The organism is Pseudomonas iridis, assembly GCF_017980685.1.
Taxonomy (GTDB): Bacteria; Pseudomonadota; Gammaproteobacteria; order Pseudomonadales; family Pseudomonadaceae; genus Aquipseudomonas; species Aquipseudomonas iridis.
Window position 1 is genome coordinate 253,697 of sequence record NZ_JACXXO010000002.1, and the last position, 12,253, is coordinate 265,949.

General features: G+C 60.0%; 8 protein-coding genes and 2 pseudogenes. 8 read left to right on the plus strand and 2 right to left on the minus strand.

What is annotated here, in order from left to right; genetic code table 11:
- Positions 1 to 5: 5 nt before the first annotated feature.
- From hutG to IEQ42_RS06150, 8 genes and pseudogenes are all read left to right on the plus strand, one after another.
- Positions 6 to 809 carry an N-formylglutamate deformylase gene (gene hutG, locus IEQ42_RS06115; protein ID WP_210702903.1) on the plus strand — a complete coding sequence of 268 codons (804 nt, stop codon included), beginning with the start codon at positions 6 to 8 and terminating at the stop codon, positions 807 to 809.
- Between the two features lie 258 nt (positions 810 to 1,067).
- Positions 1,068 to 2,039, plus strand: a complete 972-nt coding sequence (gene pip / locus IEQ42_RS06120) for a prolyl aminopeptidase (RefSeq protein ID WP_210624062.1) — start codon at positions 1,068 to 1,070, stop codon at positions 2,037 to 2,039.
- Positions 2,036 to 2,473: a D-aminoacyl-tRNA deacylase gene (dtd, locus tag IEQ42_RS06125; protein ID WP_210702904.1), complete on the plus strand. Its 438-nt coding sequence runs from the start codon at positions 2,036 to 2,038 to the stop codon at positions 2,471 to 2,473. Before pip ends, dtd begins: the two co-directional genes overlap by 4 nt.
- A 350-nt stretch (positions 2,474 to 2,823) precedes the next feature.
- Complete coding sequence (locus IEQ42_RS06130; RefSeq protein ID WP_228731947.1) at positions 2,824 to 4,608, plus strand: glucan biosynthesis protein G; 1,785 nt, start codon at positions 2,824 to 2,826, stop codon at positions 4,606 to 4,608.
- Positions 4,601 to 7,188, plus strand: a pseudogene (gene mdoH, locus IEQ42_RS06135) (glucans biosynthesis glucosyltransferase MdoH). Before IEQ42_RS06130 ends, mdoH begins: the two are co-directional and overlap by 8 nt.
- A 213-nt stretch (positions 7,189 to 7,401) precedes the next feature.
- On the plus strand, positions 7,402 to 8,199 hold the full coding sequence (locus tag IEQ42_RS06140; protein ID WP_150603992.1) for a transporter substrate-binding domain-containing protein: 798 nt from the start codon (positions 7,402 to 7,404) through the stop codon (positions 8,197 to 8,199).
- A 130-nt stretch (positions 8,200 to 8,329) separates the two neighbouring features.
- Positions 8,330 to 9,289, plus strand: coding sequence for an amino acid ABC transporter permease (locus IEQ42_RS06145; RefSeq protein WP_210702907.1), 960 nt, complete (start codon positions 8,330 to 8,332; stop codon positions 9,287 to 9,289).
- On the plus strand, positions 9,282 to 10,016 hold the full coding sequence (locus tag IEQ42_RS06150) for an amino acid ABC transporter ATP-binding protein (protein ID WP_042557240.1): 735 nt from the start codon (positions 9,282 to 9,284) through the stop codon (positions 10,014 to 10,016). Before IEQ42_RS06145 ends, IEQ42_RS06150 begins: the two co-directional genes overlap by 8 nt.
- 154 nt (positions 10,017 to 10,170) lie before the next feature.
- Here the strand turns inward: IEQ42_RS06150 and IEQ42_RS27635 are convergent, their stop codons facing one another.
- Both IEQ42_RS27635 and IEQ42_RS27640 read right to left on the minus strand, forming a co-directional pair.
- A complete protein-coding gene (locus IEQ42_RS27635) occupies positions 10,171 to 11,043 on the minus strand; it encodes a methyl-accepting chemotaxis protein (RefSeq protein ID WP_395593817.1) in 873 nt (290 codons plus the stop codon).
- Positions 11,026 to 12,087, minus strand: a pseudogene (locus IEQ42_RS27640) (methyl-accepting chemotaxis protein); the annotation flags it as partial. The gene IEQ42_RS27635 and the pseudogene IEQ42_RS27640, both read right to left, overlap by 18 nt.
- Positions 12,088 to 12,253: the final 166 nt, after the last annotated feature.

Genomic DNA, 12,253 nt, shown 5'->3' on the forward strand with positions numbered 1-12,253 from the left:
CGGTTGTGGATAAGGTTCTGAATTTCAAACAAGGTCGCGTGCCGCTGCTGATCAGCATGCCCCATGCCGGTATACGTCTGACCCCGGTGGTCGAGGCCGGCCTGATCGGCGACGCGCAAAGCCTGCCGGACACTGACTGGCATATTCCGCAACTGTACGACTTTGCCGAAGCGCTGGGCGCCAGCACCCTGGCGGCCGAGTATTCGCGCTTCGTCATCGACCTGAACCGGCCGTCCGACGACAAACCGTTGTACGCCGGGGCCACCACCGGCCTGTATCCGGCAACGCTGTTTGATGGCATCCCGTTGTTCAAGGAAGGGCTGGAGCCGTCGAAAGAAGAGCGCGCGACGTATCTGGAGCAAATCTGGACGCCGTATCACCGCACTTTGCAGCAAGAGCTGGCACGGCTGAAGGCCGAGTTCGGCTATGCGCTGCTGTTTGATGCGCACTCGATTCGTTCGATCATCCCGCACCTGTTTGACGGCAAGCTGCCGGACTTCAACCTCGGCACCTTCAACGGCGCCAGTTGCGATCCGCAGCTGGCGACTCAACTGGAGGCGATCTGCGCGCGCCACAGCGACTACAGCCATGTGCTGAACGGGCGCTTCAAGGGCGGCCACATCACCCGTCATTACGGCAACCCGGCCGAAAATATTCACGCGGTGCAACTGGAACTGGGGCAGTGCACCTACATGGAAGAATTCGAACCGTTCCGCTACCGCGCCGATCTGGCCGAGCCGACGCAGGTGGTGCTCAAGGAATTGCTGCAGGGCTTGCTGAAGTGGGGCGAATCCCGCTACCGCACGTAATCACACAATTTGTTGTGGGAGCGAGCCTGCTCGCGAAGGCGGCCGGTCAGGCAACATCTATGTTGCATGACCCACAACTTTCGCGAGCAGGCTCGCTCCCACAGGTTTTCTGTGTGGCTCAAAACCGCTTTGGTTTATGGCTGACAAGCGGCGACAGCGCACAGGCATGCTCATTGACGTAAATCGGGTTTATGATGCCAAACGGCAGAATAATAGAAGTCCCCCCAGGGATGACCTCGACCCCTTACGGAGCGCGCAATGCAGACTTTGTTTCCGCAGATCAAACCTCACGCCCGGCACGATCTGGCTGTCGATGACACCCATACGCTGTACGTCGACGAAAGCGGCTCACCGGAAGGCTTGCCGGTCGTGTTCATCCATGGTGGTCCGGGCGCCGGTTGCGACGCCCAGAGCCGTCGCTATTTCGATCCGAATATTTACCGCATTGTCACCTTCGACCAGCGTGGCTGCGGACGCTCGACCCCACACGCCAGCCTCGAAAACAACACCACCTGGGATCTGGTCGCCGATCTTGAGCGCATCCGCAAGCACCTGGGCATCGACAAATGGGTGCTGTTCGGCGGTTCGTGGGGTTCGACCCTGGCGCTGGCCTACGCGCAAACCCACCCGGAGCGTGTTCACGGTCTGATCCTGCGTGGGATCTTTCTTTGCCGTCCGCAGGAAATCGAGTGGTTCTATCAGGCCGGCGCCAGCCGCCTGTTCCCCGATTACTGGCAGGACTACATCGCGCCTATCCCACTGGACGAGCGCGATGACTTGCTCAGCGCCTTCCACAAACGCCTGACCGGTAACGACCAGATCGCCCAGATGCATGCAGCCAAGGCCTGGTCGACCTGGGAAGGGCGCACCGCGACGCTGCGGCCGAATCCTCTGGTGGTCGATCGCTTTTCCGAGCCGCAGCGTGCGCTGTCGATTGCGCGCATCGAATGTCACTACTTCACCAACAACGCTTTCCTTGAACCGAACCAGTTGATTCGTGACATGGGCAAGATCGCTCATCTGCCGGGCGTGATCATCCACGGTCGCTACGACGTGATCTGCCCGCTCGACAACGCCTGGGAATTACACCAGGCCTGGCCGAACAGTGAGTTGCAGGTGATCCGCGACGCCGGCCACGCCGCATCCGAACCGGGCATTACTGATGCGCTGGTGCGCGCGGCGGGCAATATGGCGCGTCGTCTGCTCGATCTGCCGCCCGAAGAAGCATGAAGGGGCTTTTACAGCGCGTACGCGGTGCGCGAGTGGAAGTGGCGGGCGAGGTGGTTGGCGCGGTCGATCAAGGCTTGTTGGTGCTGGTGGCGGTAGAACCCGACGACACGCGTGCCAGCGCCGACAAACTTCTGCATAAGCTGCTTAACTATCGGGTATTCAGCGACGCCGAGGGCAAGATGAACTTGTCTCTCGCCGATGTTGGCGGTGGGTTGCTGCTGGTCTCTCAGTTCACCCTGGCTGCCGACACAAAAAGCGGGTTGCGCCCGAGTTTTTCGACCGCTGCACCTCCGGCCCTTGGCGAAGAATTGTTCGACTATCTATTAGGCAAAGCGAAACTGATGCATGGCACTGTGGCATCAGGTAGATTCGGCGCAGATATGCAGGTGCATCTGGTCAATGATGGCCCGGTAACCTTCCTGTTACAGACCTGAAAGCGCTTGAAACATCTTTTAAAGGCATTTCGACTGAAAACAGGCATTTTTCGCGATAAATACTTTGTTACCCCTGATGCGTTGTCATGCGGGCTACTAGATAATCGCGCGCTACGGGGATCGGCGTTCGTTGGTCCGTTTTGACTTAGGTAGAGACTTGTCCGGATCCGATTGGGGAATCATTTTGCCCTAGCGGAGTCGGAACAATGCTCGCCAACTTGGCAAGAGTGTGCTGGAAGGTCGGCTTTTCGAAGCCCAAAACCCCACAGGCACCTCATCTGGCCGTTGGTTTATTGATCTGTTTTCGGCGAGGGTTGCTCGTGATTGTTAGTCCCTGTAATGCAGCAAAAATGTCTGCCAAACGCATGCGAAGTGCTCTGGTAGCGGGTTCGGCGCTCCTGTGCCTGCTCAGTGCCGGTCAGCTTTGGGCGTTCAATCTTGACGATGTGTCGGCCAAGGCTAAAGAGCTGGCCGGGCAGAAGTTCGAAGCCCCGCGCAGCAACCTGCCGAACGAATTCCGCGACATGAAATTCGCGGACTATCAGAAAATCCGCTTCCTCACCGAAAAGGCTGAGTGGGCTGATAAGAAGACGCCGTTCAAGCTCTCCTTCTATCACCAGGGTATGCACTTCGATACACCGGTGAAAATCAACGAAATCACCGCTACCAGCGTCGATGAGATCAAATACGACCCGACTCGCTTCGATTTTGGCGACCTGAAGTTTGATCCCAAAGCCACCGAGCAACTGGGTTATGCCGGTTTCCGTGTGCTGTACCCGATCAACAAGGCCGACAAGCAAGACGAAATCATGACCATGCTCGGTGCGAGCTACTTCCGCGTCGTCGGCAAGGGTCACACCTATGGTCTGTCGGCCCGCGGCCTGGCGATCGATACCGCGTTGCCGTCGGGTGAAGAATTCCCGCGTTTTCGCGAGTTCTGGATTCAGCAGCCGAAACCGGGCGACAAGCACCTGGTGATCTTCGCCTTGCTTGATTCGCCGCGTGCTACCGGTGCCTACCGTCTGATCCTGCGCCCGGGCAGCGACACCGTTGTCGACGTCAAAGCGCAGATGTTCCTGCGTGACAAGGTTGGCAAACTGGGCATCGCACCGCTGACCAGCATGTTCCTGTTCGGCGCCAACCAGCCGTCGAAAGTCCTCAACTACCGTCGTGAACTGCACGACTCCAGCGGTCTGTCGATCCATGCCGGCAACGGCGAGTGGATCTGGCGTCCGCTGAACAACCCGAAACACCTGGCCGTGAGCAAATTCGGCGTCGAGAACCTGCGTGGTTTTGGCTTGCTGCAACGTGGCCGTGACTTCAGCCACTACGAAGACCTCGACGACCGCTACGACAAGCGCCCAAGCGCCTGGATCGAGCCGAAGGGCGACTGGGGCAAAGGCACCGTCGATCTGGTCGAGATTCCAACCGCCGACGAAACCAACGACAACATCGTTGCGTTCTGGAGCCCGGAAAAATTGCCGGAGCCAGGTCAGCCACTCGACTTCGCCTATCGCATGCACTGGACCATGGACGAAGCGTCGATTCATGCGCCGGACAGCGCCTGGGTTGCGCAGACTCTGCGCTCCACCGGTGACGTCAAGCAATCGAACCTGATCCGTCAGCCGGATGGCAGCGTTGCTTATCTGGTCGACTTCGAAGGTCCATCGCTGGCGGCTCTGGCCCCGGATGCGGACGTTCGCAGCCAGGTCAGCGTTGGCGACAATGCCGAGCTGGTCGAGAACAACGTGCGCTACAACCCTGAAACCAAGGGCTGGCGTTTGACCCTGCGCATGAAGATCAAGGACGCGAGCAAGGCGACCGAGCTGCGTGCCGCTCTGGTGCAGCCAATCGTTACGGCAGATCTGGCCAAGTCTTCGGTGCCGGCGTCCAACTCGTCCGTTGCCAAGGCCGACAAGGTTGCCGCCAAGCAACAAGAGAAACTCGACAAAGAAGCCAAGGCAGCCGAGGCCAAACTGGCTGAGGCCAAGCCAGCCGCAGATGCCAAGGACAAGGCCAACAAAGACGCCAAGCAGCCAGTCGCTGCGGACGCGGCCACAGCCACACCGGAATCGGCACCGACTGAAGAAGTCCTGACCGAGACCTGGAGCTATCAGTTGCCTGCCGATGAGTAACTCTCAAGTACAGCCAGAGACTCTGTCCGAGTACCTGGCGCATCTGCCGATGACCGACGAGCAGCGCGCGGAACTCGCGGGCTGCCAGTCGTTCAGCGAGTTGCATGAACGCCTGTCGTCCTCGACGTTCGACGCCCCTGCCGAAGCCGCCCAGGCTTCGGTGGGCAAGCGCCTGACACTGAGCACCGCTGAAGAGCTTGAAGAAGCGGAAATGCTGGTGCTCGACGCCAGCGGTCGGGTCAGCCTCAAGGCAACGCCACCGATCCGTCGGACCAAAGTCGTGCCGGAGCCGTGGCGCACCAATATTCTGGTGCGCGGCTGGCGCCGCTTGACTGGCCGCACCAACCCGCCGCAACCGCCCAAGGACGAGAACGTCCTGCCGGCGGCGCGCTGGCGCACAGTCGGTTCGATCCGTCGCTATATCTTGCTGGTGCTGATGCTCGGTCAGACCATCGTCGCCGGCTGGTACATGAAAGGCATCATGCCGTACCAAGGCTGGTCGTTCGTTGATCTGGAAGAAGTCCTGCATCAGCCACTGCTGCAAACCGCCACGCAAGTGCTGCCGTATGCGCTGCAAACCAGCATCCTGATTCTGTTCGGGATTCTGTTCTGCTGGGTTTCGGCCGGTTTCTGGACCGCGCTGATGGGCTTCCTCGAGTTGCTCACCGGTCACGATAAATACCGTATCTCCGGTAAAAGTGCCGGCAACGAGCCGATTGCCAAAGAAGCGCGTACCGCACTGGTAATGCCGATCTGCAACGAAGACGTGCCGCGTGTATTCGCCGGTTTGCGTGCAACGTTCGAATCGGTCGCCGCTACCGGTGACCTGGATCGTTTCGATTTCTTCGTGCTCAGCGACAGTAACGACTCCGACATCTGCGTAGCCGAGCAACAGGCCTGGCTGGACGTCTGCCGCGAAGCCAAGGGCTTCGGCAAGATCTTCTACCGCCGCCGTCGTCGTCGCGTGAAACGCAAGAGTGGCAACCTTGACGACTTCTGCCGTCGTTGGGGCGGTGACTACAAGTACATGGTCGTCCTCGACGCCGACTCGGTCATGAGCGGCGAGTGCCTGACCAGTCTGGTGCGCTTGATGGAAGCCACGCCGGACGCCGGGATCATCCAGACCGCGCCGCGTGCGTCGGGGATGGACACTCTGTATGCGCGCATGCAGCAGTTCGCGACCCGTGTGTACGGCCCGCTGTTTACTGCCGGCCTTCACTTCTGGCAGTTGGGTGAATCCCACTACTGGGGTCACAACGCGATCATCCGCATGAAGCCGTTTATCGACCACTGCGCCTTGGCGCCGTTGCCGGGTAAAGGGGCGTTCTCCGGTGCGATCCTGTCTCACGACTTTGTTGAAGCCGCGCTGATGCGTCGTGCCGGTTGGGGCGTGTGGATTGCCTACGACCTGCCGGGCAGTTACGAAGAGTTGCCGCCCAACCTGCTCGACGAACTCAAGCGTGACCGTCGCTGGTGCCACGGCAACCTGATGAACTTCCGTCTGTTCCTGGTCAAAGGCATGCACCCGGTACACCGTGCGGTATTCCTGACGGGCGTGATGTCGTACCTGTCGGCGCCGTTGTGGTTCTTCTTCCTGGTGTTGTCGACTGCGCTGCTGGCGGTAAACACCTTGATGGAGCCGCAGTATTTCCTTGAACCGCGTCAGCTCTATCCACTGTGGCCACAATGGCACCCGGAGAAGGCGATCGCGCTGTTCTCGACAACCATCGTGCTGCTGTTCCTGCCGAAACTGTTGAGCATCATCCTGATCTGGGCCAAGGGCGCGAAAGAGTTCGGTGGCAAGTTCAAGGTGACCCTGTCGATGCTGCTGGAGATGTTGTTCTCCATGCTGCTGGCGCCGGTGCGGATGATTTTCCACACCCGTTTCGTTCTGGCCGCGTTCCTCGGCTGGGCCGCGACCTGGAACTCGCCGCAGCGTGACGACGACTCCACGCCATGGGGCGAGGCGGTCAAACGCCACGGTCCGCAGACCCTGTTGGGCTTCTTCTGGGCCTTGCTGGTGATCTGGCTGAACCCGAGCTTCCTCTGGTGGCTGGTGCCGATCGTGGGTTCGTTGATGCTGTCGATTCCGGTGTCGGTGATTTCCAGCCGTGTCGGTCTGGGCCTCAAGTCCCGTGACGAGAGCCTGTTTCTCATCCCTGAGGAATACAATCCGCCACAGGCACTGCTGGCCACCGATCAGTACACCCACGAAAATCGCTGGCACGCACTGAACGACGGCTTCGTCCGCGCGGTGGTCGATCCGCAGCAGAACGCCTTGGCGTGCTCGCTGGCGACCTCCCGTCACGGTCAGGCCGAGCCGATTGAATGGCTGCGTCAGGAGCGTGTGCGTCACGCGATCAAGGTCGGTCCTGCCGGGCTGAACAACCATGATCGCCTGCAACTGCTGAGCGACCCGGTGGCCTTGGCACGCCTGCACGAGCAGGTCTGGGCCGAAGGTCACGCCGAGTGGCTGGACGCATGGCGGGCCTCGGTGAAAGCCGATCCGCATGCGCCGTTGCTGCCGCTGCGACCGGTGGCATTGCAGGCTCAGCCGGCTTGATGAAGAAACCCCGCTAATGTAGCGGGGTTTTTTTTGACTGCTGAAAAGCCCCTCACCCTAACCCTCTCCCGGGGTGAGGGTCGCCCTTGATTGGCAAACAAATCACCCATTGACCCTTGTGCAAAAGAGCGAGTGCGTTAGCATCCGTCCCCGAATTGGCGCGCCCGGGCTGTTTTGCCCGTCACTGTTGGTTTTCGCGCCGCAAACGCAATGGTTTTGGGGACTTGAAGATGAAGAAGTATCTCTCGATGCTGCTGGTCGGCGTCACGGCACTGGTTGCAGTCAATGCGGCACACGCGGGCGCAATCGATGACGCGGTCAAGCGCGGCACCTTGAAAGTCGGCATGGATCCGACTTACATGCCGTTCGAGATGACCAACAAGCGCGGTGAAATCATTGGCTTCGAAGTCGATATCCTCAAAGCCATGACCAAGGCCATGGGCGTCAAACTGGAGCTGGTCTCCACCGGTTACGACGGCATCATCCCGGCGTTGATGACCGACAAGTTCGACATGATCGGCAGCGGCATGACCCTGACTCAAGAACGCAACCTGCGCCTGAACTTCAGCGACCCGTTCATCGTGGTTGGCCAGACCCTGCTGATCCGCAAGGAGCTGGAAGGCACCATCAAGTCCTATAAAGACCTGAACACCGCCGACTACCGCATCACCTCCAAGCTCGGCACCACCGGTGAGATGGTTGCCAAGAAGCTGATCTCCAAAGCCAAGTACCACGGCTACGACAACGAGCAGGAAGCCGTGCTCGACGTGGTCAACGGCAAGGCCGACGCCTTCATCTACGACGCGCCATACAACGTCGTGGCGGTGACCAAGGTCGGTGCAGGCAAACTGGTGTTCCTCGACAAGCCGTTCACCTACGAGCCGCTGGCCTTCGGCCTGAAGAAGGGCGACTACGACAGCCTCAACTTCATCAACAACTTCCTGCACCAGATCCACGAAGACGGCACCTACGATCGCATCCATGACAAGTGGTTCAAGAGCACCGAGTGGCTCAAGGACATGGAATAACGCCGGTCTGCCAGACCGCGTCGCCCCTTTCGCGAGCAGGCTCGCTCCCACATTTGAAATTCATTCCAGTGTGGGAGCGAGCCTGCTCGCGAAGAGGGCCTTGTAAGCAACACCAATTCCGGAACCTGCAATGAAACATAAAAAAGCCCAATGGCCCTGGCACGTCTTGACCGTGCTGGTGCTGATCGGTCTGGCCGGTGCGTTGTATTACGCCACGTCGCTGATGTCCTACGAATGGCGCTGGAACCGTGTGCCGCAGTACTTCGCTTATCAAGCCGAAGAATCCCAGCGCGCCACGGATATTTCCACCGTCACTGAACTGGTGCGCAAAGGCAGCAGCGCTGAAGTCACCCTGCGCAACGATGCAGGTGACGAACAGCATCTGACCGTCGATGAGAACAGCCTGCAATTCGCTCAGGGCGACGATGTGGCTGAAGGCGACGTCGTGGGTGTTACTCGGCATTGGGCGGCAGGGCCGCTGTTATGGGGGCTGTGGACCACGCTCTGGTTGTCGGTGGTGTCCGGCATTCTCGGGTTGGTGATCGGTCTGGTTACCGGGCTGTGCCGCTTGTCGAGCAACCCGACCCTGCGCGACCTGTCGAGCATCTACGTCGAACTGGTGCGCGGAACACCGCTGCTGGTGCAGATTTTCATTTTCTACTTCTTCATCGGCACGGTGATGAACCTGTCCCGGGAGTTCGCCGGGATCGCCGCGTTGTCGCTGTTCACAGGCGCGTACGTGGCCGAGATCATCCGTTCCGGCGTGCAGTCGATTGCCCGGGGCCAGAACGAAGCCGCGCGTTCGCTCGGCCTGAGTTCCGGTCAGTCGATGCGCCACGTCGTGCTCCCGCAAGCTTTCAAGCGAGTGCTGCCGCCGCTGGCCGGGCAGTTCATCAGTCTGGTCAAGGACACCTCGCTGGTGTCGGTGATCGCCATCACCGAGCTGCTCAAAAGCGGCCGTGAAGTCATCACCACGTCGTTTTCGCCGTTCGAGATTCTGTTCTGTGTTGCCGGTCTGTACCTGTTGATCAACCTGCCGCTGTCGAAAATCGCCAGCCGGCTTGAGCGGAGGCTCGCGCAAAGTGATTGAAGTCCGCGATCTGGTAAAAGTCTTCGACACCCGTGGGCAAGTGGTGCGCGCGGTGGATAACGTCAGCACCTCGGTCGCCAAAGGCGAAGTGCTGGTAGTGATCGGCCCGTCCGGTTCCGGCAAGTCGACCTTCCTGCGTTGTCTCAATGGCCTGGAAGAGTTCGATTCCGGCTCGGTGAGCATCGACGGTCTGCAACTGGCCGACCCGAAAACCGACGTCAACGCCTACCGCCGCGAAGTCGGCATGGTGTTCCAGCATTTCAATCTGTTCCCGCACATGACCGTGCTGGAAAACCTCTGTCTGGCACAGAAAGTCGTGCGCAAGCGTGGCAAGAAAGAGCGCGAAGCCAAGGCTATGGCATTGCTGGAAAAGGTCGGCATCGCGCAGAAGGCCAACGAGTTTCCGTCACGCCTGTCCGGCGGTCAGCAGCAGCGCGTGGCGATTGCCCGGGCGCTGGCGATGGAGCCGAAGGTGATGTTGTTCGATGAGCCGACATCGGCCCTCGACCCGGAAATGGTCGGCGAAGTGCTGGACGTGATGAAGAACCTGGCCGTGGAAGGCATGACCATGGTCTGCGTCACCCACGAAATGGGTTTCGCCCGGGAAGTGGCGGATCGGGTGCTGTTCTTCGATCACGGCAAGTTGCTGGAGGATGCCTCGCCAGCGGAGTTCTTTGATGCGCCGAAGGACCCGCGAGCTCAGGCTTTTCTACGCCAGGTCCTGTAACTTCGGCGTCCTCTCGGACGCCATCGCTGGCAAGCCAGCTTCCACAGTGAATCGGCTGAACACGCACCTTGTGATCGACTACAAACCTGTGGGAGTTGGCTTGCCAGCGATAGCATCACCTCGGTCCTCAGCGAACCGAGGCAACTTAATCACCTCAAACCTTGAAGCGCCCGACCAGCATCTGCAGATGAGTGCCCAACCGCGCCAGCTCAACACTGGACGCCGCCGTCTCCTCACTTGCCGCCGACGTCTGATCCGACACGTCCCGCACATTCAGCACGCTACGGTTGATCTCTTCGGCCACGGCGCTCTGCTGTTCAGCGGCCGCCGCAATCTGCTGGTTCATCGCCTGAATCGCCGAGACGGTGCGCGTGATGCTTTCCAGCGAGCCACCGGCCCGGCGGGTCAGCTCGACGCTGCTGTCGGTGAGGGTGCGGCTGTTGTCCATGATTGTCGCTACTTGCTGGGTGCCGTTTTGCAGGCCGACGATCAGCTCTTCGATCTCTTCGGTGGACTTCTGAGTGCGCTGCGCGAGGCTGCGCACTTCATCGGCGACCACCGCGAAACCACGTCCTGCTTCACCGGCACGCGCCGCTTCAATCGCGGCGTTGAGCGCCAGCAGGTTGGTTTGCTGGGCCACGGATTTGATCACGTCGAGCACGCTGCCGATTTTGTCGCTTTCGCGCTTGAGCTCGCCCATGGCTGTGGTGGAATTGCCGACTTCAACGGCCAGACGTTCGATCTGGGCGATTGCTTCGCCAACCACCTTGTCGCCTTCGCGGGCCTGTTGGTCGGCGGCGACGGCGGCTTCTGAGGCCTCTTCGGCGTTACGCGCGACTTCTTGCACGGTGGCGGTCATTTCGTTCATGGCCGTGGCAACCTGATCGGTCTCGATCTTTTGATTGTTGACCCCGGCGCTGGTCTGCTCGGTCACCGCCGACAGTTCTTCAGCGGCGCTGGCGATCTGGGTCACGCCCTCGCTGATCCCGCCGATCAGCTCACGCAGGCCCTGGGTCATGCTCTGCATCGAGCGTTGCAGTTGGCCGAGTTCGTCGCGGCGCAGCGAGACCAGATTGTGGGTCAGATCGCCGGCAGCTACACGTTCCGCGACTTTAAGGGTCTGGTTCAGCGGAATGATGATCTGCCGGGTGATCGCCCAAGCGGCCAGCAAGCCGAAGGCCAAGGCCAGCAGGGTGGCGATCAACAACATATTCTTGGCGTGGGCGGCATCGGTGTCGCGCACGACAGTTTGCGAAGCCGTCAGCTTCTTGCTGAGGTCGATCAGGATGTCGCCTTGAGCGGACATGCGCGCGAGCGACTTGGCATTGGTGACCTGCGAGTCGCGGAACTGCGCGACCGCCGCGCGATAGGCCTTGATCGAGTCGGTGGCCTGTTGCAGGTTGGCGATGTGCTGCTCCGGCAGTTGCGAAGGCAGGCTTTCAAGCTTTTTCAGGGCATTGTCGATAGCATCCAAGGCCGGTTGCTCCGCCTCGGCCTTGCCGCTATAGGTGTAGCCGCGCACTTGATAGCGCGCCTGTTGCAGCAGTTTGCTCAGCTCGATCACGTTGTTGAACTGCGCAACACTGTCACCCTGCAGCATTGATTTTTCGACTTCAGAGATTTTGGCTACAGCGTTGTCGGCGTTGGCGCCCAGCTTGCTTCGGGCATCTTCGCGCTGCACGGTGGCCTGGGTCATATCGGCGAAGGCGCGTTTATACTCGGCAACGGCGGCCAGTTGCTGATCGACCATGGCGGCATCGGACGGTTGTTCGATCAGGCTGCGAGCGGTTTGCAGACCGCTGTCGAGGTTGCTCAGCAGTTCGTTTACCGTGCCCGGGCCTTGTTCGCCACGGCGCGCTTCATAGTCCACCCGTGCCAGTCGAAGATCCTTGGTCAGCTCGTTAAGGCTGGAGATGAACCCGAGCTTGTCGCCGCGGCTGATGATGCCGCTCATGCCGGTCCAGCCGGTGAAGGTGATCAATAACGTCAGCAGCAGCACCAGGCCGAAACCGATTCCCAGTTTGCGTTTGACGCTGACGTTTCCAAGACTCTCGGCTAACCAACGGTACATGCGACGACTCCCCGACCCACTAATTGGACTTATGGGGAGGGTATCGGCCAAGTGATGGCAATCTGTAACACCACTTATCCGACGGCCCCGCACGGTGCAAATGTAGGAGCTGCCGAAGGCTGCGATCTTTTGATCTTGCTTCTAAAACAACATCAAAAGATCGCAG

Coding starts and splice junctions, on each gene's coding strand:
- pip (WP_210624062.1), top strand. CDS start 1,068: ATGCAGACTTTGTTTCCGCAGATCAAACCTCACGCCCGGCACGATCTG.
- dtd (WP_210702904.1), top strand. CDS start 2,036: ATGAAGGGGCTTTTACAGCGCGTACGCGGTGCGCGAGTGGAAGTGGCG.
- IEQ42_RS06130 (WP_228731947.1), top strand. CDS start 2,824: ATGTCTGCCAAACGCATGCGAAGTGCTCTGGTAGCGGGTTCGGCGCTC.
- IEQ42_RS06140 (WP_150603992.1), top strand. CDS start 7,402: ATGAAGAAGTATCTCTCGATGCTGCTGGTCGGCGTCACGGCACTGGTT.
- IEQ42_RS06145 (WP_210702907.1), top strand. CDS start 8,330: ATGAAACATAAAAAAGCCCAATGGCCCTGGCACGTCTTGACCGTGCTG.
- IEQ42_RS27635 (WP_395593817.1), bottom strand. CDS start 11,043: ATGCAGAGCATGACCCAGGGCCTGCGTGAGCTGATCGGCGGGATCAGC.